A 25482-nucleotide genomic window follows, 5' to 3' on the forward strand; every position below is an offset into this window, starting at 1 on the left:
CTGGCCGGCAGCCTGGTTGATGGTCACTGTCAGCGGCGGTGGCGGCGGCAGATTGTAGGTGACGGTATTGTCGGTGCTGGTCGAGGGCTCGTTCGGATCGACGCTGGCGTTGGTTGCCACGCCGGCCGGTATTGTGGCCACGACGGAACCTGAACCCGTCATGCCGCTGACCAAAACGCTGTAGGAGCTGCCGGAGCCGGTAACGGACGCGGTGGTGGCGCCGGCGGTGCCGGAAAGATCGACGTCGCTGCCATTGAAGCCGGTCACCGGCTCGCTGAAGATCACGTCGAACCGAATTGGTGACGAACCCGCCGGATCGCTCTGGCCCGCTGCCTGGTTGATGGTCACCGTCGGCAGCGCGAACGCCGCGGTCGGCACGAGCACGAGCACTAGAATGGCGGCAAGGGTGCGCCTCAGCGTTGCGAACAAAAGCAGGAAAATCGACGACAACGGAAAGGAAAGTGCGGATAACGGCAAACGCCGCAGTCGCATGGTGACATGCGCATCCAGAGCTACGGTCACCCCGTCCCCCAAAATCCCCCGACCGGCGGGCCTGCTCTCTACGGGCGCTGAATTCCGGACGAGTCGCCTTTGCTTATGATCATCTAGATTGGCGAGTTCATGCAAAGTCAATCTTGAAGCCACGGGTCAGGTAAGCTTGAGACTATTCCCGCTGCGGTGTGGCAGCCACGCAACGTCAGGCGCCTGGACCCCTTGGCCCTGTGAAAACCGGGTATGGTTCCGCATTAGGAGTCGTCGGGCTTCGCCGGCGTGATTATATGGAGGCCAAACGAGCTGTCCCCCATGCGCTTTCCGCCTGCTTTCCTCGACGAGATCCGCGACCGCGTGCCGATTTCTTCGGTGATCGGCCAGCGCGTCGCGTGGGACAGGAAGAAGACTAACGCGCCGCGCGGCGACTATTGGGCGTGCTGTCCCTTCCATGGCGAGAAGAGCCCGTCCTTCCACTGCGAGGACAAGAAGGGCCGCTACCATTGCTTCGGCTGCTCGGTTTCGGGCGACCATTTCAAGTTCCTAACCGAACTTGACGGGATGAGCTTTCCTGAAGCGGTCGAGAAGATCGCCGACATGGCCGGCGTGCCGATGCCGGTTCGCGATGCCCAGGAGGAGCGGCGCGAAAAGGAACGCGCCAGCCTGACTGACGTCATGGAGATGGCGACGGCGTTCTTCCAGGAACGGCTGCAGGGACCGGAAGGGGCAAAGGCCCGCGCCTATCTGCGCGACCGGGGGCTGACACCGGCGACGCAGCAGTCTTTCCGCCTCGGCTATGCCCCCGACAGCCGCAATGCGCTGAAGGAGCATCTTGCCGCCAAGGGTGTCCCCAAGGCCGACATCGAGGCGTGCGGGCTGGTGCGCCATGGCGACGACGTCCCGGTTTCCTACGATTGGTTCCGCGACCGCATCATGTTCCCGATCCCGGATTCCAGGGGCAAGATCATCGCCTTCGGCGGGCGGGCACTGGCGCCGGATGCGCCGGCCAAATACATGAACTCGCCCGATACGGAGCTCTTCCACAAAGGCAACGTGCTCTACAATTTCGCCCGTGCGCGCCAAGCGCTCGGAAAGGGGGCGCTGGCCAAGGGCGGCACGGTCATTGCCGTAGAGGGCTACATGGATGTGATCGCGCTGGCGCAGGCCGGCTTCGAAAACGTGGTGGCGCCGCTCGGCACCGCGTTGACTGAAAACCAGCTCGAACTTCTATGGCGCATGGCTGGCGAGCCGGTGCTGTGCTTCGACGGCGACCAGGCCGGGTTGAAGGCAGCGTGGCGCGCCGCCGACATGGCGCTGCCGGCGGTCCAGGCAGGCCGCTCCGTGCGCTTCGCCCTGCTGCCGGAGGGCAAGGATCCCGACGATCTGGTCAAGGGTGACGGGCCGGATGCGTTCCGCGCCGTGCTTTCCGAGGCACGGCCGCTGGCCGACCTCTTGTGGATGCGCGAGACCGCCGGCGGCATCTTCGACACGCCGGAACGGCGGGCGGAGCTCGAAAAGACGCTCCGCGAACTGACCAGCCGCATCCGCGACGAGAGCCTTCGTTATCACTACCAACAGGAAATGCGCGAGCGCGTACAGAGCTTCTTCGGGACCCAGCGCGGACGCCAGGGACGTCAGGAAGGACGGCCAGGTGAGCGCTTCCCGGGCAGGGTCTCAGCACCCGGCGGACAGTTTGCACGTGGCGGCAATGCCGGTGGGCGCACCGCGATCACCGAAAGCCTCGGCCGCTCGGCGCTGGTCAAACGCGGCGGCGAGGGCATGTCGGTGCGCGAGGCGACGATCATTGCGGCCCTCGTCAACCATCCCGTGCTGATCGACGAGAATTTCGCCCATGTCGAGTTCCTCGATCTCGCCAATTCCGATCTGAAGCGGCTGCATGCGGCCATCCTCGACGCTATGGCGCACGATATGGCCAACAACCGCGAGGCTGTAATCGCGACGATCGAGCGGGCCGGCTGCGGTGAGATCTGGCAGCGCGCGGTGGCGCTGATCAAACGTGCGCGGCAATGGCCGGCGCTGGAAACGGCAGCACTCGACGATGCTCGCGATGCGTTCAGCCAAGCTCTCCACTTGCAGCGCAGCGCGCGCACCTTACATAAGGAGCTGAAGCAGGCGGAAGCAGCGCTCGCCAGCGATCCCACGGACGAAAATTACCGGCACCTGGTCGAAATCCAGGCGCAATTTCGTGATGTGCAGGCAACGGAAGCGCTGATCGAAGGGTTTGGCGTATCGTCGGGCAGAGCTGGGCGCGTTTAGATCGAAGCCTCCAGAAGACTGAAATGTAAGGACGTGCTTGCGCGTTGAATCAAGCGTGCGGTGCTCTAAGTCGGGTAATTGATTCGCTTTTTTCATGCGAATCATGCGAGAGGCGCTTGACCTTCCGGCAGAATGGCGGAATCAGGTCGATTCGAAACGTTAACCCGCCCCGGCATCGACGGGAATGCAGCGATGTAAGGTACTGATCACTGGACAGGCAGTCAGCTTGCCACAGATATCAGGGTTAATCTGGACTTAACGAGAGATGCAGTTACTGGCCCGGTAAAGCGCGTTCTGGAAAGAGCGCATCCAATTTGACCGGACCGGCAGCTTACGCGGCTTTGATACTCAGCCGCTTGGAGAAAATAAAGACTATGGCGACAAAAGAAAAGGAAGAAGTCGAGACCGAACGCGAGGCCGCGACCGATGGCCCTCTGCTCGACCTTTCCGACGATGCTGTCAAGAAGATGATCAAGGCCGCCAAGAAACGCGGTTATGTCACCATGGACGAGCTGAATTCGGTGCTGCCCTCGGAGGAAGTGACCTCCGAGCAGATCGAGGACACGATGGCCATGCTTTCCGACATGGGCATCAACGTGGTCGAGGACGACGAGCAGGGCGAGGAGCCCGAAGCCGCCGATACCGCCGCTGACGCCGAGGAAGACGCCAACGAGCTGGCCGAGCAGACCGGCACCGCCGTCGCCGCCACCACGACCAAGAAAGAGCCGACCGACCGCACCGACGATCCGGTCCGTATGTATCTGCGCGAGATGGGCTCAGTCGAGCTTCTGTCGCGCGAGGGCGAAATCGCGATCGCCAAGCGCATCGAGGCCGGCCGCGAGACGATGATCGCGGGCCTCTGTGAAAGCCCGCTGACTTTCCAGGCCATCATCATCTGGCGTGACGAGCTCAACGAATCGAAGATCCTGCTGCGCGAGATCATCGACCTCGAGGCGACCTATGCCGGGCCGGAGGCCAAGCAGGCGCCGGTTGTCGAGCGTATCGAGGAAGCCAAGACCGAGGAAAAGTCGCGCCGTTCGCGCGAGGACGAGGACGACATTACCAATGTCGGCGGCGACACGCGTGGCCTGGTGGACGACGACGAGGAAGACGATGACGAGGCGAGCCTGTCGCTGGCGGCGATGGAAGCGGAACTGCGCCCGCAGGTGATGGAGACGCTCGACGTCATTGCCGACACCTACAAGAAACTGCGCAAGCTGCAGGACCAGCAGGTCGAGAACCGGCTGGCTGCCGCGGGCACGCTGTCGCCCAGCCAGGACCGCCGGCTGAAGGAATTGAAGGACCAGCTGATCAAGGCGGTGAAGTCGCTGTCCTTGAACACGGCGCGCATCGAGGCACTGGTCGAGCAGCTCTACGACATCAACAAGCGCCTGGTGCAGAACGAAGGCAAGCTGCTCAGGCTGGCCGAAAGCTATGGCGTGCGCCGCGAGGAATTCCTCAAGGAATATCAGGGCTCGGAGCTCGATCCCAACTGGACGCGCTCGATCGGCAATCTGACCTCGCGCGGCTGGAAGGAATTCACCAAGAACGAGAAGGACGCCATCCGCGACCTGCGCGCCGAGATCCAGAACCTCGCCACCGAGACGGCGATTTCGATCCAGGAATTTCGCAAGATCGTCAACCAGGTGCAGAAGGGCGAGCGCGAAGCCGCGATCGCCAAGAAGGAAATGGTCGAGGCCAATCTGCGCCTCGTCATCTCCATCGCCAAGAAATATACCAATCGCGGCCTGCAGTTCCTCGACCTGATCCAGGAAGGCAATATCGGCCTGATGAAGGCGGTCGACAAATTCGAATACCGCCGCGGCTACAAGTTCTCGACCTACGCGACGTGGTGGATCCGGCAGGCGATCACCCGTTCGATCGCCGACCAGGCGCGCACCATCCGCATTCCGGTGCACATGATCGAAACGATCAACAAGATCGTGCGCACCTCGCGCCAGATGCTGCATGAGATCGGCCGTGAGCCGACGCCGGAAGAACTGGCGGAAAAGCTCGCCATGCCGCTGGAAAAAGTGCGCAAGGTGCTGAAGATCGCCAAGGAGCCGATCTCGCTCGAAACGCCGGTCGGCGACGAGGAGGATTCGCATCTGGGCGACTTCATCGAGGACAAGATGGCGATCCTGCCGATCGACGCAGCGATCCAGGCCAATCTGCGCGAGACGACGACGCGCGTGCTGGCCTCACTGACGCCGCGCGAAGAGCGCGTGCTCAGAATGCGCTTCGGCATCGGCATGAACACCGACCACACGCTTGAAGAGGTCGGCCAGCAATTCTCGGTCACCCGCGAGCGCATCCGCCAGATCGAAGCCAAGGCGCTGCGCAAGCTCAAGCATCCGAGCCGGTCGCGCAAGCTCAGAAGCTTCCTCGACAGCTGAGGATTTTTAGGTGGGCGCGACCTACGGAACCGTCAGCATAAAGGGGCCAACGCAAGAAGCGTTGGTCAACTGGCTGAGGACGAAGACCATCGACGCCTTCGTCACAACCGAACAGAATGGTTGGACCACTTTCTCCGACCGTTACACAGACCAGCTCGACCCGCGCTGGATTGAATCCTTGCTTCAGAGCCTGACCCTCGATCTGACCTGCGTCGGCATCGCGATTACCGTCTATGATGAGGAACAGCTAAACCTCTGGGCGGCAAAGCACGGCGTTCTCCAATCGCGCTACAATTCCTGTCCGGGTATGGAGATGAGTGACCCTGACGATGCGGACATGCGTCCTCGGCTGGAAGACGCTCCCGCCTTGCTGGCTATGATCGGCAAGCAGGCCGCGCCTGACGATTTGCTTCAGATATTGGGAATAGATGGAGCGAAAGAGTACATGGCTCCGCTCGACCTCCATGAGGAACTCGCCGCCTATCTGGGACTTCCGGAAAATTCTGTTGGCCTTGGCCACAGATACATTCTGAAGGACAAAATCGATCTGTCAGAGCAGGGCTTGATCAGGACGGTCGATAGCTGACGTCGTGCTCGAGCATGCTCGGAACCGTCTTAGGAGCTGACACTCAAGAATGACTGAACGAGTCAGAGGGCGCCATCCGGCGCCTTTTTAATTTTATCGTCCGGCCGTTTGTTCTTGCGGTGCACCGGGTGTGGGAGGATAATTCCGCAACGGACGCATTCTCTGGGCGACAAACCCGGATGCCCGCCCCGGCGGTTGGACGCCGTGCTCCGTGGCACCGGAGGGAGGTGTGCCATGACAACTTACATCGTGCTGATCAACTGGACCGAGCAAGGCGCCAAAAATGTGCGCGAATCGCCGAAGCGGCTCGATGCCGCCAAGAAGCTGCTGGGAGACATGGGCGGGTCCTTCAAGGCATTTTATCTCACTATGGGGGATTGCGACATGGTGGCCGTGCTCGAAGCGCCCGACGATGCTGTCCTGGCTCGTTTCTCGCTGATGCTGGCGACGGGCGGAAACGTCAGGACGCGGACACTCAAGGCTTTCCCCGAGGATGCCTATCGCGAGATCATCACCTCGCTCGGCTGAGCCGCGGCGCCTGAAGCGCGTCGCGCTGAACGGCCCTTGCGACGCGCTTTAAGCTCTTCTTTTTATGCATGTCGTTATCGTAAAACCGCTGCGTACCCTTTGGGCGACCTGGATCAGCGAAGCCGGCCGTTCCGCCGGTATCGTGTCACGTTGCGGCGCAACGGCATTTCTCGGATAATCCGTGCGTGTCCTCTGGTGCCGTTTCGAAACATGGCCAAGCCTCTGCTGACAGTCTGGTACAATACGCGCTGTCCGGTCTGCGATGCCGGCATCAGCCGGCAGAAGCGGCGGCTGATCGAGGCGGTCAAGGCCGGGCGGATCGAATTTCGCGACATCAATGCCGAACCGGCGGCGCTGGCCGGGTACGGCATCGGCCTGGAGGACATCCGGCGCCGGCTGCATGCGATCGACGCCGACGGCAAATTGCTGGTCGGCGCCGATGTTGCCATTGCTGTATGGCGCACGACGCCCGGCGAAGGCTGGCTCGCAACGCTGTTCGGCAATCCCGGCGCACTGCCGTTGACGCGCTATGGCTATGATCGCTTTGCCGATCTGCTCTATGCCTGGAACCGGCGCAAAGGCCGCTGGTAACGGGTATTATCCGCTCCGCACCGAAACGTCCGGAGATTGTTTCCGGGCCTTTCGCGTGCCCTGCTATCGAGCCACGGGCTCGCAAAGCCAGCCAACGATGCGGCGCACCGCCGGCAGCACTGGCAGCAGCGTCGGCCAGCCAGGACAGGCCTCAAGCCGTCAGCCAAGTGGCCACATGTCGGGCTGGAAGCCAAGGCTTTTCAGTGTCGAGATGAACGACACGATGAACGTCGTCAACAACGACAGCACCAGCGGGTCGAGCACGGCGGCATAGCGCACAGGCAGCCTGCTGCGCGGGGTTTTCATGGTCATTTGGATTTCCCTGAAGCATCCGGTTCGTCGCCTTGCACCCATTCGCCGGTATCGTCGGCGTAACTGCCCGGAACGACCGGGGTGGATGCGTTGCTTCACGTCAGACGCTTACGGAGCGGCCTTCGGCCCTCATGCACCGTCTAGCTGCCCTCGCTGGCGAACTCAATCCTGCTGGTGCCATTTTCAGATACATCGTAAGATATATCTTGACTCGGCCGTGGCGGGCACTTAGTTGAGATATATCGTAAGACATAACTCAAGGAGCAGATAATGCACAAAGACAATCATTTCAGCCATCATCGTTTCGGCGAACGCGCCGAGCGCGTCTTCATGCATATGGCCGGCAAGTTCGGCGGACGTGGCGGCGGCTTTGGCCCGTTCGGGCATGGCATGAGAGGCGGCGGACGCGGCGGGCCGGGCGACATGTTCCGCGCCGGCCGCATGCTGGCCGACGGCGATCTCAAGCTGATCACGCTGTCACTGCTGGCCGAGGCGCCGCGGCACGGCTACGACATCATCAAGGCGCTGGAGGAGCGCACCAGCGGCGTCTACAGCCCGAGCCCCGGCGTGGTCTATCCGACGCTGACCTTCCTGGAGGAGGCCGGCTACGCCGTTTCTGCGGCGGAAGGCAACAAGAAGGTGTTTTCAATCACCGAGGCTGGGCAGGCGCACCTCAACGAAAATCGCGAGATGATCGACCACGTGCTCGAACATCTCGAGCGCTTCGGCCGCAAGATGGCCAAGGCGCGCGACTGGTTCGGCTGGAACGATGACGGCGACGGTGGCCGGCGCGGCCGCGGCCGCTCGGAAAAGCGCGACGAGTTTCGCGCCGTGCGCCACCGGCTACGCGCCGCGCTCGGCGAGATCGTCGATGCGCCTGAAGCAAAGCAGGCCGAGGCAATCAGCATATTGGAAGCTGCCGCGGAAGCCCTGGAAGCACTGACGCGCGACTGACCTCTAACGGCAAGCCGCAGGCGGCCCTTGCCGGTCCAGCCAAGGACCGGTACTGAAAATCATCCTGCGTCGCGCTATGTGGTGCAGGATGATTGCCGTTGGAGGATACCCCATGTCTTTTCTGAAGCGTCTTTTCGGCGGAGGCAACGAAGCCGCCGAGCCAAAGACAGCGGCGCCTGTAAAGCAGATCGAGCACAAGGGATTTTTGATCAGCGCCACGCCCTACAAGGCGGAGGGCCAGTACCAGACCTGCGGCGTGGTTTCGAAAGAGATCGACGGCGTGATGAAGGAGCACAAATTCATCCGCGCCGACCGCTTTGCCGGGCTTGATGATGCCGTCGACATCTCGATCAAAAAGGGCATCCAGCTGGTCGACGAGCAGGGCGAAAAGATCTTCGGATAGATCGGCTACTACAGCCTTGGGTCGATTGGCTCGCTTTCCAACGCCAGCACGGCGAAGACACACTCGTGAACCCGGCGTAGCGGCTGCTTGGCGACAAATCGCGTTAGCGCTTCGTGGCCAAGCGCGAACTCCCGGAACGCCAGGCCGGCGACCGGAGACATCCTGATAATCGAGCACGCCGTCGGCGTCGGCCTGTGCCGATTTACCGGGACCGGACCCGCCCAGCGGACGTATCGGCTCCGACCAGGTCTCGATTGCCGGCACCTCGACCAGTTCGCGTTCCGGCCAGCGCAAGGCCGTCAGCTTGCCGCCGAATACGCATCCGGTGTCGATGCACAGGGTGTTGTTGACCCATTCGGCCGATAGCGTGGGCGTATGTCCATAGATAATGCCCGTCTTGCCACGATAGGCCGCAGCCCAGTCGGCACGGACGGGCAGCCCGAACTCGTCGGTCTCGCCTGTGGTCTCGCCGTACAGAGCGAACTCGCGCACAGCGCCGGAACCGCGTCCGATCATCTCTTCCTTGAGGCCGGCATGGGCGACGGCGAGGCCTCCGCCATCGAGCCAGACATGGCTGCGCAGGCCGTCGAGAAAGGCCGGCAGCGCCTCGCGCAGGCCTCGGTCCTGTGCATTTAGCTGATCGACAGTCTGCTGGAGGCCGTGAGCGACCGTGACCTTGCGGCCTTCTAGCCAGCGGCTGAGTTTGCGTTCATGGTTGCCCTGGACACAGTAAGCCGTTCCAGCCGCGACCATGCTCATGGCAATGCGCAGCACGTCGGGCGAGTTGGGGCCGCGATCGACGAGGTCGCCGACAAAGACGATCTTGCGGCCCTCTGGTGGAACCACGGTGACCATTCGGTCGCCCTGATGCTCAGACCAGGCGACGCTGTAGCCCAGTCGAGCGAGCAGGATATGAAGCTCATCCGAACAGCCATGGATGTCGCCAATGATATCGAACGGGCCATGGTCGTCGCGCTTATCGGTCCACAGCGGCTGTCGCGACACCTCGGCCGCGTCGATGCTGGCCTCGCTGGTAAGCTTCCAGACTTGGCGGAAGCCCTCGCGTTGGAGGCCGCCAAGACCCTTGCGGACCTCGGTTGTCATGCGCCGGGCGACCCCGGCGCCGAACTGCCGGTCGGCTCGCACCGCATTGCGTGCGACGCACACCTCGACGCCTGGATCGAGGACCACGGCGACGGGCAAAGCGTGCCACTTGCGCGCCAGCTCAATCCAGGGCTTGCGGTCGGCGGCTCGCACATTGGTGGCATCGATGACGGCCAGCCTGCGGTGTTTGAGCCGCTTGCCGGCTATTTCGCGAACCAGATCGAAGGCATCCGCAGAGACGTCCTGGTCGGTTTCGTCGTCGGAGATCAGCGCCCGGCACTGGTCCGAGGAGATAATCTCGGTCGTCAGGAAATGCTTGGTGGCGAAAGTCGACTTGCCCGATCCGGTCGAGCCGATCAGCACGACGAGGGCGAAGTCAGGAATGGTGAGGTTGGTCTTATCAGGTTCTCTCATCGGGTGAACACCGCCATCTGTGTGGGGGCGCCGAGGGTCGGGTCCTCGGCTCCGATACCGCTGAAGGTGGCTGCATAGCCATAGATCTCGCCGATTTTGGCCGCCCAGGCTTGGAACTGAGCCCGGCTCCATTCGAAACGGTGATCGGGATGGCGAAATGCGCCAGGGACCAGTCTTGGAAACAGAGCGTTGTAGTCCGCATTCGGAGTGGTCACGATGACGGATTTGGGCGCCGTCTCACCGAAAACGATGCGTTCGACCAGGGGCAGCCTGTCCTCGTCGAGATGCTCGATGACCTCGACCAGAACGGCGACGTCGGCTGCGGCCCAACGGCTGTCGCGGTAGGTCAGCGATCCATGCAGCAGCGTGACCCGGCCCTCGGGCGGCCCGCCTAATTCGTTCAGCTTGAGACGCTTTGCGGCCCATTCCAGTTCGCGCGCCGCCGGATCCAGACCGAACAGCTTGTGAATCCATCGCTCGCGCACCAGCCTGTCGAGCAGCTTGCCTTCACCGCATCCCAGGTCCGCAACCGTGGTTCCTCGCGTCGCCCGAATGGCGTGGACAACTGCGTCCATGCGCAGATCGTTGAGCCGGATAGGCGTCTCCAGCGCTTCCTCGGGCGTAACGCGCGGCTCGGCAGGTTGTGCCTCGCCAGCCGTCTCGGGAGCCAGCCGCTCCAGGGCGATGCGGGCCAAAGCCCGGCGATTGCCCAGATAGCGGCGCACGATCAGGTCTTTGGCCGGATGGTTTTCCAGCCAGCCTTCGCCTTTGGACAGCAGCTTGTCGATCTCTGCTTCGCCGACCCAGTAATGCTTGGCATCGTCCATCACTGGGATCAGCACATAGAGGTGGTTCAACAAGGCGCTGAGCCGGCCCGTGCCGGTCAGCTTCAGATGGCCGTATCGGGGCTCGCCCGCAGCACCCCCGATTCCTTCGATTGGCGTCAGATCGACTGTCCAGCCCAAGGGTTCGAACAAACTTCGAACCAGAACCTCACCGCCGCGCGTTGGCAGTGGCGTAACCACGGCTTCCAGCGGCAGTTCGCTGTCGGCCAGTTCCTGGCGCTCCTTCGATGTACCGGTCATCGCCGTCCGCAGCATTTTGTTCAGCGCTACCGACAGGAAGGATGATGCTGCGTAAGGCCGGTCGTTCACATATTGGTCGAGCAGGCCTTCTGCCTGGCCCTTGCCCCGCACCAGTCCCACAGGATCGACATCGAGCAGGAGTGCAGCCTCGCAACGCTCTTCGGTTGCCTCGGGATAGAACAGCCACGCCTTGCCGAAAGACAGGTCGGTCTCGTGCAGGCGATCCGGATGCTTGTGCAGCAAGAAACCGAGATCGGTGGCCGGACGGTGCGTTGTGGCAACGGAAAGGAACATCCGCGACCGATAGCGCAGACAAGCGGAATAACCAATGGCGGTTGTGTGGCCCACCACAATAGGTTGTCGCCAACGACAACAAGGGCAGGCGCCGGGCGCCTGCCCTTGTACAATTCAGACGATGCTGACGCTTTACGCCGCGGTGGCGACGCGCTCGGCATTGCCGGTCGCGGCTACAATGGCGTCGACCTTGGTCGAGGCCTTGGCCAGCGCTGCTGCCACCGCATCGGCGCCCATGCCGACTCCTTCGATGCGGATGACCTCGAGATCGGTCATGCCGAGGAAGCCAAGCACGCTGCGCAGGTAGGGAATGGCGTGATCGAACTGCACGGCCGCACCTTCGGAATAGATGCCGCCCGAAGCCAGCACGATGTAGACCTTCTTGCCGGTGACGAGGCCCTTGGGGCCGTTCTCGCCATAGGCAAAGCTCTTGCCGGAACGGGCAATGTGATCGACCCAGGACTTCAGCGTCGAGGAGATGTTGAAGTTGATGAAGCCGGTGGCGAGAATCACCGAATCGGCGGCGAACAGTTCATCCAGCACGACATCGGAGACGCCAACGACTTCAGCCTGGCGCGAGGTGCGCGCTTCGGCCGGCGTGTAGATGCCGGTCGCATAATCGGCATCGATGTGCGGCAACGGATTGGCGACGAGGTCGCGCACGACAAGCGTGTTCGACGGATCGGCGGCAACAAGCTTTTCAGCGAATTCAGTAGCAATTCGGGTCGAGTGGGAGGCAGCGCCGCGCGGGCTCGATGTGACAAGAAGGATGGACATTAATGGGGTCTCCAGGGTTGGATTAAAATCTCCCGGCAGATATGTGTGCGCAGACCCATTTGAAAAACTGGTATATTTTGTATATTATCCATCTAAAATGTGGATTGAACGATGCAACCGAACCCGACGCTTGACCAACTGCAGATCCTGGTTGCGGTGGCCGAGACCGGCAGCTTCTCGGCCGCCGGGCGCAAATTGAATCGCGCGCAATCGGTGATCAGCTACGCCATCGCCAACCTCGAAGCGCAGCTTGGGCTGAAGCTGTTCGAGCGCGAGGGCACGCGTGAACCGCAACTGACCGATGTCGGCAAGGCGACGCTGGAAGATGCGCGGCGAATGGTCGGCGTGCTGCAACGCATCCGCTCGCGTGTCGACGGATACCGGCAGGGATTGGAGGCGGAAGTTACGCTGTCGGTCGACGTGACGCTACCGTCGCCGGTGCTGGTTCGGGTGCTAAAGGCATTCGAGGCGCAGTTCCCGGCCGTGACGCTGCGTCTGCATATCGGCTCGCTTGGCCTTATCCTCGATCATGTTGTCGGCGGACAGGCCGATCTCGGCATCGGGGGGCTTCTGGGTGAGACGGACGTGAATCTGCTTCGCATCGGCTTCTTCTCCCTGGTGCCAGCCGCAGCGCCTGATCACCCTCTGGCGCTGCTGCCGAGACCAGTGGCGCTAGAGGATGTCCGCGAACACATCCAACTGGTCGTCTCGGACCAGTCCGAGCGTACGCGCGGGCGTGACTATGGCGTCTTCGCCTACCGCACCTGGCGGCTGACGGATGTGCGCACCAAGCACGTGCTGATGCGCGAGGGGCTGGGCTGGGGCGGGCTGCCGCGATGGCTGATCGCCGATGATCTGGCGACCGGCCGGCTCGTCGAACTCGATCTCGATCCTTACAGCGAAGTCCGCTCGCCGCTCTATGCCATGCACCGCGCCGATCGCAGCCCGAAACCGGCGGCCGCCTGGCTGATCGACCAGTTCAAGCGCCAGCTAGGCTGTTTCAACGAGTTCGAACCGGGTGAGATACCTGAGGAGGAGCCGGAGACAGGCCGTCGATCAGCGCCATGAGAACGGCGCGATAGTCCTCGATCGATGCTCCAGTTTCGATTGCGAGCGCTGCGCGGTCGAAGGCGGCTGCGAGCAACGCGGTCAGTGCTTCCACAGGCAGTCTCGTCATGGAGTGCGAGCGCATCGCAGCAACAAGGCCTTCGCGCAGCGAACGGTTGCCATGGCGATTGTCGATCGCATCCATGGCGGCGCGGCCGAGCACGGCCGGGCCGTCAAGCAGCAAGAGCCGCGTGCGGCCGGGGGCACGCATGGCAGCCAGATAGGCATCCGAGCCGGCAATCAGCGCATCGCGGGCAAATAGCGAAGGCGGCGACGCGCGTTCGATCTCTTCCGAGACGGCTTGCGCCTCCTGTTCGACCACAGCGGCAAACAACGCCTGCTTGTCGGCAAAGTGATGATAGAGCGCGCCGCGCGTGACGCCGGCAGCGGCGACGATCTCGGGTGTACCGGTGTCGGCATAGGACTTTTCGGTGAACAGTTTGCGAGCCGCGGCGACGAGCTCGGCGCGTGTCGCCGCGGTGCGATCACGGTTGGAGCGACGAGCGGATCCTTGTTGCATACATGCAGCCTGTATGTTATTGCCATTTACATGCAGACTGTATGTTATTCGCCGGGAGAAGGAAAGATGAGGACGACGAGCTATTATCCGGTGCTGATGACGAGCGACGTTGCCGGCACGGCAGCCTTTTATGTTGCGCATTTCGGCTTCAAGCCGCTGTTTGAGGCCGACTGGTACGTGCATCTGCGCTCAGCCGAAGACCGTCGCGTCAACCTCGGCATCGTCCAGGGCGATCATGAGACGATCCCGGAGGAAGGGCGGGGCCGCACATCTGGTCTGCTGATCAATTTCGAGGTCAGGGATCCGGATGCCATCTATAAGCGGATCACCGCCGCTGGCCTGCCGATCCTGCGGACGCTGCGCGACGAACCCTTCGGCCAGCGCCATTTCATCACCAGGGATCCCAACGGCGTGCTGATCGACGTGATCAGGCAAATCCCGCCGAGCCCAGAATTTATGGCGCAATATGCGCAGGGTGCTGCGGCGCGCTAGCTTGCCCTCGCCAACGGCATCACGGTGACCTGAGTAATGCCGGAGCGGCGCACCACCGTGCATAGTGTCTCGCGGCCGATTCGCTCGGCGTCGAGCATGCGCACCAGATCGTCGACGCCGGTGACCGGACGGCCGTCGATGGCGGCAATAATGTCGCCTTCCCTGAGGCCGGCTTTGGCCGCCGGGCTGTTCTTTTCGACGGTGCGCAGGCGCACCGCCGTGCTGCTCGATACTTGCGACAAAAGGGCTGCGCGGCGCGGCAGGTTGGTGGTATCGGCGGAAACGCCGATGAAGGCACGGCGCACACGGCCGAAGCGGATGATTTCCGAGATGACGAAATTGGCGGTGTTGGAAGCAACCGCGAAGGCGATGCCTTGCGCACCGTGGATCATCGCGGTGTTAACGCCGATCACCTCGCCAGCCGAGGACACCAGCGGTCCGCCAGAATTGCCGGGGTTGAGCGCGGCGTCGGTCTGGATGACGTCGTCGATCAGCCGGCCGGTGGAGGCACGCATCGAGCGGCCGAGTGCCGAGACGACGCCAGTGGTGACGGTCCATTCGAAGCCGAGCGGATTGCCGATGGCAATTGCAATCTGGCCGCGCCTCAAACGCTTGGAATCGCCAAGCGGCGCGACGTCGGCAAAGTTGCCGTCGGCGCGCACCAGCGCAATGTCGGTGTCGGGATCGCGGCCGAGCACGCGGCCTTCCCTGGAGGCGCCGTCCGGCATTGACACGCGTACGCTGCGCGCATCGCCGACGACGTGGAAGTTGGTGACGACCAGCCCGTCCTGCGCGATGACGAAGCCGGAGCCATGGCCACCCGGGCCACCGATGCGCTCGATGCGGCAGACGGCGGGCCCGATGCGGTCGACGGCATCGGCGACCGTCGCCGAATAGGCATCGAGAAGGGCATCGTCATATTGCAATTGCTGGGCGGGCAGGGCCATCCGAGGGCTCCGTTTGGAACAAGATGAACAATGCCTATATGTGCGGAGCGGCCGGACCGGCCGCGACCTGACCAGATGGCCAGTCACATGCCCAACTAGCCGTCAGGCGAGTATCCGCCAACGCCCTGCCGGGCGATATCTGGGTCACGAAGAACCCAGGAGATAAATCATGAGCGATTTCAATCTGAGCACGTTTTCCGACGCCATTGCCGACATCGCGGCAGCCGCGGCACCAGCGACGGCCAGCTTCGCGACGCACCACCGGACGTCAACTGCTTTCCACTGGCGGGACGGCTATTTCGTCACTGCCGAGGAGGCGGTCGAGGCCGGCGAGGAGATCGAGCTGACGTTTTCTTCGGGCGAAGCCGTCAAGGCGGAACTGGTCGGCCGCGACCCGTCCACCGGCACGGCCGTTTTGAAACCGGCCGGCGCGCCGGCCGCCCCGTCACTGGTAAAGGCGGATGCGGTGCGGCCGGGCAACCTGGTGGTCGTGGCGGGCAATAGCGACGGCACCTCGCTCGCTACCTTGGGCACGGTCGGCGAGGTCGGCCCGGCCTGGCGTTCAATGCGCGGCGGCACGATCGACCGGCGCATCAACCTTGCCGTCAATGCCGGCGGCCGTTTCGAAGGTGGCCCTGTGCTCGATGCCAAGGGCGGACTGATCGGCATGCTGCTGTTCGGGCCACGCCGGCGGGCGCTGGTCATGCCTTACGAAACGATCGAGCGGGCAGTCACGACGCTGCGCGAGAAGGGTCATGTGGCGCGCGGCTATCTTGGCGCCGGCCTGCATCCGGTCCGCAATGGTGATACACAGGGTGCCATGGTGATGAGCCTCGACGATAACGGGCCGGCGAAATCAGCCGGTCTCAGTCTCGGCGACATCATCGTGTCGTGGAACGCAGAGACGGTGCATGGCCCGCGCGAGCTGATCCGCAAGCTCGGGCCGGACAGCGCCGGTGCCTTGGTGACACTCGGCGTGGTGCGCGGCGGCGAGAATCGTGAGGTTTCCCTGACCATCGGTGAAAAGCCACTGAGCTGAGGGATAGATGGTAAGCGGTGAGGTCGCTGGCAGACGGCTGACGGTGCTGATCGCGCTCGGTGACGCCGAGCGCACGCGAAGTCTGTCCGCCATTCTCGCCGCGACCGATGATCTGCGGCCGGTTCTGGCCGGCGAAGTCGACGGGCGTGAGGCGGCGGATGTCGCCATCGTCGATGATCATGGGCTACAAGGCGGGCTCGTCGACGCGACTATGCCTCGCGTGCTGCTATCGTCGCGAGCGGCCCGTGAACGGCCGGCCGATACAGTATTTGCCGTGCTGCCGGTGCAAGCGGACGAGTTGCTGATCGCCGCCGCCGCGCGGCTCGCGGCTGCGGGCTACCGGATTTCGCGTGACAGTCATGCTCTATCCGATCTGCATCACGATTTGCCCTTCCATGGCAGCGACCGGTTCGAAGAGGAACTGACCGACGAGCAGATCGTCCGGCCGACGCTTTCGCCGCGGGAAGGCGAGGTGCTGGCGCTACTGGCCGAGGGCGCCCCCAACAAGGTCATCGCGCGGCGGCTGAACATCTCCGTGCATACGGCGAAGTTCCATGTCGCAGCGATCCTGACGAAGCTCGGTGCCGCCAACCGCACCGATGCGATTGCCATCGCCATGCGGCAGGGCCTGGTGCTGGTCTAGTTCAGATTGTCTCAAGGCCGACGCAGCGTAACCCGCATGCGGTATGTTGGGCCTTGCGCGGCGGTTCTCAGCCGCGCAAGGATCGTGTCTTTCATGTTGCAGGAAGGCGCAAGGATGTCGCTCAAGGGAAAGACGCTTTTCATCTCCGGCGGGTCGCGCGGCATCGGGCTGGCGATTGCGCTGCGCGCCGCGCGCGATGGCGCCAATGTGACGATCGCGGCCAAGACCGCCGAGCCGCATCCGAAGCTGCCCGGGACGATCTACACGGCGGCGCACGAGATCGAGCAGGCCGGCGGCAAGGCGCTGCCGGTGCTGTGCGACATTCGGGATGAAGAACAGGTCGCCGAGGCGGTCGCCAAGACCGTGGAGAGGTTCGGCGGCGTCGATATCTGCGTCAACAACGCCAGTGCCATCCAGCTCACCGGCACGTTGGAGACCGATATGAAGCGCTACGATCTGATGCACCAGATCAACACGCGCGGCACTTTTCTCGTCTCCAAAATGTGCATTCCGCACTTGAGGTTGGCGGAAAATCCTCACATCTTGAATCTGGCGCCGCCGCTCGACATGAAGGCCAAGTGGTTCAAGAACCATGTCGCCTACACGATGGCAAAGTTCGGCATGTCGATGTGCACGCTGGGCATGAGCGCCGAGTTCGCCAGGGACGGCATCGCGGTCAATTCGCTATGGCCGATCTCGACCATCGACACGGCGGCGGTGCGTAACCTCCTGGGCGGGGCGACGGTGGCGGCGATGAGCCGTTCGCCCGACATCATGGCCGATGCGGCATACGCCATCCTGGTCAGGCCGTCGCGTGAGGCGACCGGCAATTTCTACATTGACGAAGAAGTGCTGCGCGCTGAGGGCGTCAGCGATTTCTCGGCCTATGCGCCGGGTGCGACAGGCCCGCTCGCCGGCGACTTTTTTGTGCCGGACGAGGTGTTCGGCCGGACGGATACCAAAATCAAAGGTATCTACTGACGGAAAGTATCTAGCTGACAGGCATATCTCTTAAAGACCGGCACAGACGTGTGCTCAGTCTTCGGCTTTCTTGGCTTTGCCAAGACCCATCAGCCGGTCGATATAGGCAAGCATCAGTGCCGACAGAACGAAGGCCAGATGAATGATGGTCAGCCACATCAGCTGGTCGGTCGTGTAGGAGACCGAGTTCAGGAACACCTGCAAGAGGTGGATCGAGGAGATCGCTACGATTGTCGAGGCGACCTTGACCTTCAGCGAGCCGACATCGATCGTGCCCAGCCAATGCACCTTGCCGTCATTTTCATCGAAGCGGCTGACGAAGTTTTCGTAACCCGAGATGATCACCATCACCACCAGTGAGGCGACCAGCGCGGCATCGATGAGGCCGAGTATTTTCAGGATGGTGTCGGTGTCATCGAGCGTGAAGGCAACGGAGACGAACTCGAACAGCTTGTTGCCGAAGGACACGGCATAGATGGCAAGTGCCGCACCCAGTCCGAGATAGAAGGCGACCAGCAGCCAGCGCGAGGCGAGAATGATCGATTCGATGGCGAGTTCGAGGCGCTTCATGCGGCGATTCGGGCTCCGTTGTCGGAGTGCCGTATTTCGGGCAGGCTGCGGCGGTTTGCAAGGTTTCAAAAAAACGAAACCCCGCCGGGGAGGGGAACCGGCGGGGCTCGTGTGTCCCGCTGGAGTCGGGACAGGGCAGGGAACGCCCTTTCCAGAATCTGGGATGGGTAACCGCGCGTTTCAAGATTGATGACCGCGCGATTCAATGGTTGATCAAATCGCGCGGTTCACATTGCGGTTTATTGGGCGCTGGCCACAGGCGCTACCAGGGGGGTAATCCGGCGGATGGCGACGCGGCGGTTCTCGCGGTTGGGTCCCGACGTGTTGACCTTGAGATACTCCTCGCCATAGCCCTGCGTCGTCAGGTTCTCCGGCGGGATGCCAAAGGCGTTGGTCAAGGCTTCGGCGACCGCCTCGGCGCGGCGGTCGGACAGAGCAAGGTTCGCTTCCGGTGTGCCGACAGCGTCGGTATGGCCCTCGATCAGGAAGCTCTCGGCCGGGTTTTTCTTCAGCAGCTTGTCCATGGCGTTGGCAACACCCTCCAGCTTCTGGACCTCGGTGTCGGAAATCGAGGCCGAACCGAATTCGAAGTTGAGCGTGTCGAGGTCGATGCGGCGGGCGATGTCGCGCACGCGGGCCGAGCGCTTGACCTCGTCGATCGAATAGAGGCGCTGGACCCTCTCGACCGGCGGCCGTTCGAGGAAGGTGTAGTAGTCGTCCGGATCCTCGACCTCTTCGGAATCCAGAATGTATTCCTCTTGCGGGATGGTAAGGCGCATCGGCGGCAGGTCGTCGCCCGGGTCGCGCCAGTCTGCATCATCGTCATAGTTCCGCTCGTCGACATAGCTCAGCACATATTCGCGGCCGTCGGGCGCGATGCGTGAACGCTGGATGACGTCGCCGTAGCGATTGCGGATGGTGACGATCCGGACACCATTGTCACGCTCGACTATTTCCCGGGTGCGATCGCCCGACAGGTCCTCATAATAGACATTCCTGGCGCCGCGGTGCATGCGCGGTGCATCGCTGCTTTCGACGAACGTCTGGTTGTTGAACTGGAGGATAACGCGGTCGCCGAATTCCCTGACGACGTTGGCACCCTGGGGGCGCGGACGACGACGAACATCCTCGATGTCCGGCGCACGCTCGACGCGCTTGCCTTTTTCCTCGGTCACCGGAACGATTTTTTCAGGCTTGATCTCCCGCTGGGCTGCCCGGTCGTCGGTGGGTGGCGGCCCCTGATCGACCGGAGCCGGCTTCGGGGCTTCCACCTGGTTCTCGCCCTGCTGGGCGGGCTGGTTGCCCTGCCGCTTACCGGCATTTTGGCCGCGCTCCTTGCCACCCTTGCGCTTGCGCAAGACATCCTTCTGGCTGTCCAGAACAGGTGCCTCGTTCGGATTGGCCTGGGCTTCACCCTGGACCGGATTTTCCCCCTGGACCGGCGCGGCCTGGCCAGTCGAAGGCTGTTCGCCGGTCGAGGGCTGTTGCTCTCCTGTCACCGGCTGTTCGCCGACAGGCCTCTTGCCACGTTTCTTGATCTTGTCCTGGGGCTGTTCGCCCGGGACGGGAGCGGCCTGCTGCTCGGTCGGAGCCGGTTGGGCCTGTGGGGTCGCTTCCTTATTGGTCGGCGCCGGCTGGCCTTCCGCCTCCGTGGCGGGTCCGGTCAATTCAGCAGGCTTCTTGCGCTTGCCCGGCTTTTGTCCGGGCTCGACAGTCGGAGCCTGTTCTGCCGGGGCAGCCTCGATCTGCTGGTTCTGTTTTTGCTTCTTCTTGCGCGGATTGACGTTGGGCTGGTTGTCGTTTGCCGGCGCTGCCTGCTCGGCCGGTTGTTCCGATGGGGCCGCTTCGATCTGCTGCTGATTGCGCCGCTTCTTGCGGGGCTGCTCGGTCTCGGCCGGAGCGATCTGCTCGGCCGGAGCGGATTCTGTTTGCTGCTGCTGATTGCGCCGCTTCTTGCGGGGTTGCTCGGTCTCGGCCGGAGCGATCTGCTCGGCCGGAGCGGATTCTGTTTGCTGCTGCTGATTGCGCCGCTTCTTGCGGGGTTGCTCGGACTCGGCTGGAGCGATCTGCTCGGCCGGAGCGGATTCTGTTTGCTGCTGCTGATTGCGCCGCTTCTTGCGGGGTTGCTCGGACTCGGCCGGAGCCGCCTGCTCGGCCGGAGCGGATTCCGTTTGCTGCTGCTGGTCGCGCTTCTTCTTTCTGGGCTGCTCTGCCTGCTGGCTCTGCGCGCAGGCCTCCGCCGACTCGCCCTCGGCGCAACTCGATTGCACTGGGATGAGCGGCGCTGCGGTGCGTTGCACGGGGCCGAGTGCGGCATTGCCTTGCAGCGGGAACGCGCCTAGCGGCGCGGACGCCATCAACAGGCCAAGCGCCGTGCCTGCCAGAATCCGTGGTTGGCGTTTCATCATAAACACTCCTTGTGGCGTCCCATCCCTGCCCAAACTTTCAGCAACCATGTTTGGTTCCTGTTTGTAGGTTCTAGCTGTGGCACAGGGCGATTGACCGGCGTTTTGAAGGCGACTTCATGTCATTCGTATGGTCCTGGCGTATGTTCCGGCGTATGGTCCCGGCGTATCGTTCGGACGAGGGTGCACGGTTGCCGTGCTTGACCTTGAAGCGTCCGGGGGCCACATGCCGACGATGGAAAAGCCGTTCTGGAAGACCAAGACGCTCGAGGCGATGACCCCGGCCGAGTGGGAATCACTCTGCGACGGTTGTGGCAAGTGCTGCCTGTCGAAACTCGAAGACGAGGACACCGGAGAGATCTACTGGACCAGCGTCGGCTGCCGGCTGTTCGACGCTGGAAGCTGCCGCTGCTCCGACTATGCCAACCGGCTGGCGCGTGTTCCGGATTGCGTCGGGCTGACGCCGCAGAACGTGCGCACCATCAGCTGGCTGCCCAAGACCTGCGCTTACCGGCTGGTGGCCGAGGGCCGCGATCTCTATTGGTGGCACAGGCTGGTGTCGGGAAGCGACGAGACCGTGCACGAGGCCGGCATCTCGATGCGCGGCCGGGTCAGCGCCAGCGAGACCGACCTTGCCGAGCCGGACGACTATTTCGACCATATGCTCGCGGACGAGCCTTAGGATTTCCTGCGGTAACGAAGACCGGGAACCATGGCAAAAGGGTACGTTCCCCATCTGCCCTGCATAGAACGGTTCCAGAAACGGACAGACTAACGGCTGGCCCATTCTTGCCGCATGAACGGGGGATGAATGGCCGGTTCGCAAAAAATTCAGACAGGCGGGTGCATTCTCCTCGCATAGGTTTGACGAAAACGGGTGGAAACCCTCAAACAAGGAGAGAAGACAATGTTCAATACCATCAAGACGGTTGCTCTTTCGGCACTTGTCGGCCTTGGCACGCTTGCTGCCATCCCCGCTCATGCTGACAGCATCTATCTCGGCTTCGGCAACAACCAGGATCCGCGCGTCGGCGTCTATACCGGCGACGAAGATGATGGTTACTATCGCGAACACCGCCGTCATGGCGGCTGGCGCCGGTCCTGTTCGCCGGAGCGTGCCATTGACAAGGCCGAACGCATGGGCCTGCACCGCGCCCGCATCATCGACATCAACCGCCGCACGGTCAAGGTCGCCGGCCGCCAGTATGGCGACCGCGTCGTAATCGTATTCGCCAACGAGCGCGGCTGTCCGATCATCTATCGCTAAGGTCTTCGGGCTTGCGGCCGGCTGACTTGCAGCCGGTAGAGTAGCGGAGCCCTTTCCGCCAGGACGGAAAGCGCGGCTCAAAAAACCCCGGAGGATCGATCCTCCGGGGTTTTTTCATGCTGCAAGCGATGATCATTTCAATTCGAAAGTCACCGTCACCTGTGCGGTATAGGAATTCTCGCCGGCTTGCACCGGGACCGACGCGCCGGCGGCATCGAATGCCTTGGCGTTGATCGGCATCGGCGGTGGTGCGAAATTCTGGTCGGTGATTTCCAGGACCCGGCCGATGCCGACGCCGGCCGCTTCGGCCAGCGTCTTGGCCTTGGCCATGGCATTGGCGACGGCCTTCTTGCGCGCCTCGGTGACGGCTGCCGCCGGATCGTCGTTGGAGAAGGAGATGCCGCCGCCCTGGTTGACGCCGAGCGACACCGCCTTGTCGAGAATGTCGCCGGTCTTGTCGATGTCGCGGACGCGCACCGAAAGCGTGTTGGTCACCTGATAGGCGACAAGCTCGGCCTCCTGGCTGCCGTCGGGCTTGTTGGTGTAGTTATAACGCGGATTGATCTGGATGCCCGCTGTCTGCAGGTCGCGCTCCTTGATGCCGGACGATTTCATGGCAGCGATCACCGCGGCCATGGCGTCGTTATTGGCATCGAGCGCTGCACGTGCCGTCTTGGCTTCGCGCATGACGCTGAGCGTCAGCAGAGCCAGATCGGGTGCTATCGCCGCCTCGCCTTCACCGGTGACGACGATACGCGGCGGCGGTGGCGAATCGGCGGCGGCCGCGATCGCCGGAAATGCGATTGCGGCGGCAATCGCCAGGGGCAAAATACGTCTGGTCATGAAATCTCCTCGATCTGGGATCCCAAGACAGCCGAGTGTTGGCCGGCGTCCAATGGGCGACGTGCAATAGGTTATCAATATGGGCTGATTTGGGCGATCCCTGCCAGCCCCCTTGGAACGCCTGCTCGGAAAGCCCTCGGAAAGCCTTGTGCGGTTCAGGGAAAAACACTAATCCAGCGCCGTGGGGCCTGTAGCTCAATGGTTAGAGCCGGCGGCTCATAACCGCTTGGTTGGGGGTTCGAGTCCCTCCGGGCCCACCATCGGCTATTGTGGCTCTTGATTTAATTGGATTTTTTGGCCATTTTTGTCCCACCTCTTTCAACCCCCTCAGAAAGTGGGACAATTTCGTTCTCGTTTCGAGCGAAAATCAGAAGTGTGCGGGCGGACTGCGCGACCTTCTGACGGCGCGCTTTCCGGATCTAATGGTCCGGGTGCTGGTAAGTAGTCCAGTCGTATATTACCTTCAGCTGCTCGTGCGTCGCCGTTTTCCGCTGCGACCGTAGCCCCTGCCTTTCGGATGCCGTATGCGCTACAATTCGGGAGTCCAGCCTCGTCGCACCACTTGCCCGCTGACGCTGAACCTAAGGCGAAGGCGGTTCCTGCTCCTGATTGTGGGTGACGGTATCCGAGTGGAGACGATCGCCGAATATCTACGAGTCATTCGGGCCTTCATTTCACATTAGGCCTCGTCGAGATGCCCATCTAGCAGCTGGCCGACGGCGCACGGTTTATCGTGCCGCGCGTGCTTGCGAAGACGCAGACGATCGTCAGGAGCGTCATCGAGCTTTCGGACGGCTTCGTTGTGTCGGAGGGAGAAGAGGAAGCGAACCTCCGCGCGGTCAAGACGCCGGAACGGCGAGCCGGTCGAGACCGTCGCAACGCCGTCAACCAACTCGTGCCGCGGGGCGCTCCGAACTTGAAGACACTGCTGAATCTGAGTACCCAGGAGGGCGGACCCGAGGACTTCCTCGACAAACGCCTCTGGGACTTCATTATCAGTCTACCGAGATAGTCTTAGGTCCAAAACGCGTCGCATCTCGGCCGTTGGAATCCTCATCTTCATCCCCGTACGCACAATCGGTCTCTCGGTGTGCCGGCGATCGCGGTGCTGGCCAGAGGAGGTGCTTTCCCCATTCCGGAAATCCCGGTAATCGGGAACACGGAAAGCCGAGTTCCCGCCATCCGACTTTGATGCACGACGACTTTAATAATCGTCGGCGTCATCGCTGAAATTATAGTATTTTCGATTGTCGAGTTCGTCGCCATTATATAAGGGGACCCCGTTGGGATCGTCGGACGCGAGCACCGAAAAATACGTCGCATGGACGCCGTGTTCGCCTTCCAAACGCTCGGCCAGTTTAAGGGTCATCTCCTCCCGCTGGGCAAGGCTGCGCAAGTCTGAATATTCATAGAGCTCAACGATGTAATTGCCTTCCTTCGTCACCCTCGCGAAATTGTACCTCAGCAGCGCTGGCGTCATCTCATGTTCGTTGTCGGTGATCCAGAGCCAGCAACCGCCAATTTCCCCAGATTCAGGCGGGCCCGCTTTCTCTTCGACGCTTTTGACCAACTGACGGAATTGTTCGGACAGCTCTTCGGCGCGGTCTTTGCTGATCGCGAAATAGGGTGCGAGATCAATGCGCCCGGCATCGATGGCGTCCTCCAGCGCCTCCCGATCCCGGATATCGGCCATGCTCGCAATCGAGTCGAGCGCGAGAACGAACTCATAACGATGCTCGTTGACATCGCCACGGTCCACCTGGGTGAGAATGTCGCAGATGAGTCGTTCGGCTTGCGTGGCAGTTTTGACGACGGCGCCGATCCCGTTGAGGATCGGACCATCGAGCTCCAGACCGGGCAGGTTATCGATATCGGGCGGCAGATCGTTAGGGTCGAGCGCAGGGGCATTTCGCAAGGGCCAGCGCCATTCCCGCTCATGGGTCCAGTCGATCGGCTTCGGACTTACAGGGTTGTAGGTGACATGGCGATACTGTGCCAAGGGGGGGTAGCTGGCTGCTCGCAATCATGCGCGCGCCATCTGGCATGTCCGTCACATTCACATTGCCGCTCAAATCATAAATGACGGGACGGGCGCCGAGTTGGAACATGGCGGATTTGGCAGAACAAGACCATAGGGGCTCATGGCCTGGCCAGCTGCGGCGCGGGCGAGGCCGGCCTCGACGAAGGCCGCTATCGGCATTTCCGTGAAGCAGACGGCGGGATCGGGACCATAGACCGTGCGGCGGCCGCTGCGCACGGACCAGGTGGCCCATACCCGACCCTGCCGCACCGCGTTGCGCAGCAGGAAGAAGGGCGAAAGCGGTTCGTCGAAATTCTCGACCGTGGAGAAGCCCCAATGTTCGGGGAGTGTCGGTGTGTCGGGATGCTGGGTGTCGAGCGGGCGGGAAAAGTGGATGAGCCGGTCGGAGAGATCATATCGGGCATTGTTGTTCATGAG

General features: G+C 62.4%; 26 protein-coding genes, 1 tRNA gene and 1 pseudogene. 16 read left to right on the forward strand and 12 right to left on the reverse strand.

Annotated elements, in window-relative coordinates; translation table 11 throughout:
* Positions 1 to 522 (reverse strand): hypothetical protein (locus tag NKH28_RS14785; RefSeq protein ID WP_352979351.1); only part of this gene is annotated, 522 nt, incomplete at its 3' end.
* A 282-nt stretch (positions 523 to 804) separates the two neighbouring features.
* Between NKH28_RS14785 and dnaG the strand changes: the two genes are divergently transcribed.
* The 5 genes from dnaG (at position 805) to NKH28_RS14810 (ending at position 6867) form a co-directional block, all read left to right on the forward strand.
* Positions 805 to 2766 (forward strand): DNA primase, encoded by a 1962-nt coding sequence (gene dnaG / locus NKH28_RS14790; protein WP_352979353.1) that lies wholly within the window; start codon positions 805 to 807, stop codon positions 2764 to 2766.
* Positions 2767 to 3140: 374 nt separating this feature from the next.
* Complete coding sequence (gene rpoD, locus NKH28_RS14795) at positions 3141 to 5162, forward strand: RNA polymerase sigma factor RpoD (RefSeq protein ID WP_023678297.1); 2022 nt, start codon at positions 3141 to 3143, stop codon at positions 5160 to 5162.
* 10 nt (positions 5163 to 5172) lie between these two features.
* Complete coding sequence (locus NKH28_RS14800; RefSeq protein ID WP_352815511.1) at positions 5173 to 5748, forward strand: hypothetical protein; 576 nt, start codon at positions 5173 to 5175, stop codon at positions 5746 to 5748.
* A 234-nt stretch (positions 5749 to 5982) separates the two neighbouring features.
* Complete coding sequence (locus tag NKH28_RS14805; protein ID WP_292658752.1) at positions 5983 to 6276, forward strand: GYD domain-containing protein; 294 nt, start codon at positions 5983 to 5985, stop codon at positions 6274 to 6276.
* 210 nt (positions 6277 to 6486) lie between these two features.
* A complete protein-coding gene (locus NKH28_RS14810; protein WP_352491498.1) occupies positions 6487 to 6867 on the forward strand; it encodes a thiol-disulfide oxidoreductase DCC family protein in 381 nt (126 codons plus the stop codon).
* 159 nt (positions 6868 to 7026) lie between these two features.
* Here NKH28_RS14810 and NKH28_RS14815 read toward each other — a convergent pair whose 3' ends face one another.
* Positions 7027 to 7179, reverse strand: a complete 153-nt coding sequence (locus tag NKH28_RS14815) for a DUF2798 domain-containing protein (RefSeq protein ID WP_352591312.1) — start codon at positions 7177 to 7179, stop codon at positions 7027 to 7029.
* 270 nt (positions 7180 to 7449) lie between these two features.
* On the opposite strand from NKH28_RS14815, the gene NKH28_RS14820 reads away from it, so the two are divergent.
* Positions 7450 to 8133, forward strand: coding sequence for a PadR family transcriptional regulator (locus tag NKH28_RS14820; protein WP_352491496.1), 684 nt, complete (start codon positions 7450 to 7452; stop codon positions 8131 to 8133).
* A 112-nt stretch (positions 8134 to 8245) separates the two neighbouring features.
* Positions 8246 to 8536, forward strand: coding sequence for an HlyU family transcriptional regulator (locus NKH28_RS14825; protein ID WP_023719334.1), 291 nt, complete (start codon positions 8246 to 8248; stop codon positions 8534 to 8536).
* A gap of 381 nt (positions 8537 to 8917) precedes the next feature.
* Here NKH28_RS14825 and NKH28_RS14835 read toward each other — a convergent pair.
* The 3 genes and pseudogenes from NKH28_RS14835 to NKH28_RS14845 form a co-directional block, all read right to left on the reverse strand.
* Positions 8918 to 10054 (reverse strand): annotated as a pseudogene (locus NKH28_RS14835) (AAA family ATPase); the annotation flags it as partial.
* Positions 10051 to 11433, reverse strand: coding sequence for a 3' terminal RNA ribose 2'-O-methyltransferase Hen1 (locus tag NKH28_RS14840; RefSeq protein ID WP_352979357.1), 1383 nt, complete (start codon positions 11431 to 11433; stop codon positions 10051 to 10053). The pseudogene NKH28_RS14835 and the gene NKH28_RS14840, both read right to left, overlap by 4 nt.
* Positions 11434 to 11565: 132 nt before the next feature.
* The gene (locus NKH28_RS14845; RefSeq protein WP_352491493.1) at positions 11566 to 12210 is read right to left on the reverse strand and encodes an FMN-dependent NADH-azoreductase; all 645 of its coding nucleotides are present in this window, start codon (positions 12208 to 12210) and stop codon (positions 11566 to 11568) included.
* 111 nt (positions 12211 to 12321) lie between these two features.
* On the opposite strand from NKH28_RS14845, the gene NKH28_RS14850 reads away from it, so the two are divergent.
* Positions 12322 to 13278, forward strand: coding sequence for a LysR family transcriptional regulator (locus NKH28_RS14850; protein ID WP_352771690.1), 957 nt, complete (start codon positions 12322 to 12324; stop codon positions 13276 to 13278).
* Here the strand turns inward: NKH28_RS14850 and NKH28_RS14855 are convergent.
* Positions 13211 to 13837, reverse strand: coding sequence for a TetR/AcrR family transcriptional regulator (locus NKH28_RS14855; protein WP_352771692.1), 627 nt, complete (start codon positions 13835 to 13837; stop codon positions 13211 to 13213). The genes NKH28_RS14850 and NKH28_RS14855 overlap by 68 nt on opposite strands.
* A 66-nt stretch (positions 13838 to 13903) precedes the next feature.
* Between NKH28_RS14855 and NKH28_RS14860 the strand changes: the two genes are divergently transcribed.
* Entirely contained in the window at positions 13904 to 14329 is a 426-nt protein-coding gene (locus tag NKH28_RS14860; protein ID WP_352771694.1) for a VOC family protein, read from the forward strand.
* On the opposite strand, the gene NKH28_RS14865 is transcribed toward NKH28_RS14860, so the two are convergent.
* On the reverse strand, positions 14326 to 15276 hold the full coding sequence (locus NKH28_RS14865) for a S1C family serine protease (protein WP_023678284.1): 951 nt from the start codon (positions 15274 to 15276) through the stop codon (positions 14326 to 14328). The two genes, NKH28_RS14860 and NKH28_RS14865, sit on opposite strands and share 4 nt — an antisense overlap.
* Before the next feature lie 169 nt (positions 15277 to 15445).
* Here NKH28_RS14865 and NKH28_RS14870 point away from each other — a divergent pair, with 169 nt between their 5' ends.
* From NKH28_RS14870 to NKH28_RS14880, 3 genes are all read left to right on the forward strand, one after another.
* Complete coding sequence (locus tag NKH28_RS14870) at positions 15446 to 16315, forward strand: S1C family serine protease (RefSeq protein WP_352771696.1); 870 nt, start codon at positions 15446 to 15448, stop codon at positions 16313 to 16315.
* Between the two features lie 7 nt (positions 16316 to 16322).
* Positions 16323 to 16958: a helix-turn-helix transcriptional regulator gene (locus tag NKH28_RS14875; protein ID WP_352771698.1), complete on the forward strand. Its 636-nt coding sequence runs from the start codon at positions 16323 to 16325 to the stop codon at positions 16956 to 16958.
* Positions 16959 to 17072: 114 nt separating this feature from the next.
* The gene (locus NKH28_RS14880) at positions 17073 to 17939 is read left to right on the forward strand and encodes an SDR family oxidoreductase (protein WP_352771700.1); all 867 of its coding nucleotides are present in this window, start codon (positions 17073 to 17075) and stop codon (positions 17937 to 17939) included.
* Positions 17940 to 17993: 54 nt separating this feature from the next.
* Here NKH28_RS14880 and NKH28_RS14885 read toward each other — a convergent pair whose 3' ends face one another.
* Positions 17994 to 18509 (reverse strand): TIGR00645 family protein, encoded by a 516-nt coding sequence (locus tag NKH28_RS14885; RefSeq protein WP_352450730.1) that lies wholly within the window; start codon positions 18507 to 18509, stop codon positions 17994 to 17996.
* A 239-nt stretch (positions 18510 to 18748) separates the two neighbouring features.
* Entirely contained in the window at positions 18749 to 20914 is a 2166-nt protein-coding gene (locus tag NKH28_RS14890; RefSeq protein ID WP_352941843.1) for an OmpA family protein, read from the reverse strand.
* Positions 20915 to 21149: 235 nt separating this feature from the next.
* Between NKH28_RS14890 and NKH28_RS14895 the strand changes: the two genes are divergently transcribed.
* Positions 21150 to 21596, forward strand: a complete 447-nt coding sequence (locus NKH28_RS14895) for a YcgN family cysteine cluster protein (RefSeq protein ID WP_023678278.1) — start codon at positions 21150 to 21152, stop codon at positions 21594 to 21596.
* Between the two features lie 225 nt (positions 21597 to 21821).
* A complete protein-coding gene (locus tag NKH28_RS14900) occupies positions 21822 to 22181 on the forward strand; it encodes a hypothetical protein (protein ID WP_352637442.1) in 360 nt (119 codons plus the stop codon).
* Positions 22182 to 22313: 132 nt separating this feature from the next.
* Here the strand turns inward: NKH28_RS14900 and NKH28_RS14905 are convergent, their stop codons facing one another.
* Positions 22314 to 23024 (reverse strand): SIMPL domain-containing protein, encoded by a 711-nt coding sequence (locus NKH28_RS14905; RefSeq protein ID WP_352472400.1) that lies wholly within the window; start codon positions 23022 to 23024, stop codon positions 22314 to 22316.
* A gap of 184 nt (positions 23025 to 23208) precedes the next feature.
* Between NKH28_RS14905 and NKH28_RS14910 the strand changes: the two genes are divergently transcribed.
* Together NKH28_RS14910 and NKH28_RS14915 are read left to right on the forward strand one after the other, a co-directional pair.
* Positions 23209 to 23284, forward strand: a tRNA-Ile gene (locus tag NKH28_RS14910).
* Positions 23285 to 23757: 473 nt separating this feature from the next.
* A complete protein-coding gene (locus NKH28_RS14915) occupies positions 23758 to 24036 on the forward strand; it encodes a hypothetical protein (RefSeq protein WP_352979361.1) in 279 nt (92 codons plus the stop codon).
* Between the two features lie 192 nt (positions 24037 to 24228).
* On the opposite strand, the gene NKH28_RS14920 is transcribed toward NKH28_RS14915, so the two are convergent.
* Positions 24229 to 25023: a DUF4427 domain-containing protein gene (locus tag NKH28_RS14920; protein ID WP_352979363.1), complete on the reverse strand. Its 795-nt coding sequence runs from the start codon at positions 25021 to 25023 to the stop codon at positions 24229 to 24231.
* Between the two features lie 69 nt (positions 25024 to 25092).
* Positions 25093 to 25479 carry a hypothetical protein gene (locus NKH28_RS14925; RefSeq protein WP_352979365.1) on the reverse strand — a complete coding sequence of 129 codons (387 nt, stop codon included), beginning with the start codon at positions 25477 to 25479 and terminating at the stop codon, positions 25093 to 25095.
* Between the last annotated feature and the right edge of the window lie 3 nt (positions 25480 to 25482).

The sequence above is a fragment of the Mesorhizobium sp. M1227 genome, from assembly GCF_040318315.1.
Lineage (GTDB): Bacteria > Pseudomonadota > Alphaproteobacteria > Rhizobiales > Rhizobiaceae > Mesorhizobium.

Coding starts and splice junctions, on each gene's coding strand:
- NKH28_RS14875 (WP_352771698.1), top strand. CDS start 16,323: ATGGTAAGCGGTGAGGTCGCTGGCAGACGGCTGACGGTGCTGATCGCG.
- NKH28_RS14820 (WP_352491496.1), top strand. CDS start 7,450: ATGCACAAAGACAATCATTTCAGCCATCATCGTTTCGGCGAACGCGCC.
- NKH28_RS14885 (WP_352450730.1), bottom strand. CDS start 18,509: ATGAAGCGCCTCGAACTCGCCATCGAATCGATCATTCTCGCCTCGCGC.
- NKH28_RS14825 (WP_023719334.1), top strand. CDS start 8,246: ATGTCTTTTCTGAAGCGTCTTTTCGGCGGAGGCAACGAAGCCGCCGAG.
- NKH28_RS14845 (WP_352491493.1), bottom strand. CDS start 12,210: ATGTCCATCCTTCTTGTCACATCGAGCCCGCGCGGCGCTGCCTCCCAC.
- NKH28_RS14880 (WP_352771700.1), top strand. CDS start 17,073: ATGTCGCTCAAGGGAAAGACGCTTTTCATCTCCGGCGGGTCGCGCGGC.
- NKH28_RS14855 (WP_352771692.1), bottom strand. CDS start 13,837: ATGCAACAAGGATCCGCTCGTCGCTCCAACCGTGATCGCACCGCGGCG.
- NKH28_RS14905 (WP_352472400.1), bottom strand. CDS start 23,024: ATGACCAGACGTATTTTGCCCCTGGCGATTGCCGCCGCAATCGCATTT.
- NKH28_RS14870 (WP_352771696.1), top strand. CDS start 15,446: ATGAGCGATTTCAATCTGAGCACGTTTTCCGACGCCATTGCCGACATC.
- NKH28_RS14815 (WP_352591312.1), bottom strand. CDS start 7,179: ATGACCATGAAAACCCCGCGCAGCAGGCTGCCTGTGCGCTATGCCGCC.
- NKH28_RS14865 (WP_023678284.1), bottom strand. CDS start 15,276: ATGGCCCTGCCCGCCCAGCAATTGCAATATGACGATGCCCTTCTCGAT.
- rpoD (WP_023678297.1), top strand. CDS start 3,141: ATGGCGACAAAAGAAAAGGAAGAAGTCGAGACCGAACGCGAGGCCGCG.
- dnaG (WP_352979353.1), top strand. CDS start 805: ATGCGCTTTCCGCCTGCTTTCCTCGACGAGATCCGCGACCGCGTGCCG.
- NKH28_RS14900 (WP_352637442.1), top strand. CDS start 21,822: ATGTTCAATACCATCAAGACGGTTGCTCTTTCGGCACTTGTCGGCCTT.
- NKH28_RS14840 (WP_352979357.1), bottom strand. CDS start 11,433: ATGTTCCTTTCCGTTGCCACAACGCACCGTCCGGCCACCGATCTCGGT.
- NKH28_RS14810 (WP_352491498.1), top strand. CDS start 6,487: ATGGCCAAGCCTCTGCTGACAGTCTGGTACAATACGCGCTGTCCGGTC.
- NKH28_RS14850 (WP_352771690.1), top strand. CDS start 12,322: ATGCAACCGAACCCGACGCTTGACCAACTGCAGATCCTGGTTGCGGTG.
- NKH28_RS14890 (WP_352941843.1), bottom strand. CDS start 20,914: ATGAAACGCCAACCACGGATTCTGGCAGGCACGGCGCTTGGCCTGTTG.
- NKH28_RS14925 (WP_352979365.1), bottom strand. CDS start 25,479: ATGAACAACAATGCCCGATATGATCTCTCCGACCGGCTCATCCACTTT.
- NKH28_RS14895 (WP_023678278.1), top strand. CDS start 21,150: ATGGAAAAGCCGTTCTGGAAGACCAAGACGCTCGAGGCGATGACCCCG.
- NKH28_RS14860 (WP_352771694.1), top strand. CDS start 13,904: ATGAGGACGACGAGCTATTATCCGGTGCTGATGACGAGCGACGTTGCC.
- NKH28_RS14805 (WP_292658752.1), top strand. CDS start 5,983: ATGACAACTTACATCGTGCTGATCAACTGGACCGAGCAAGGCGCCAAA.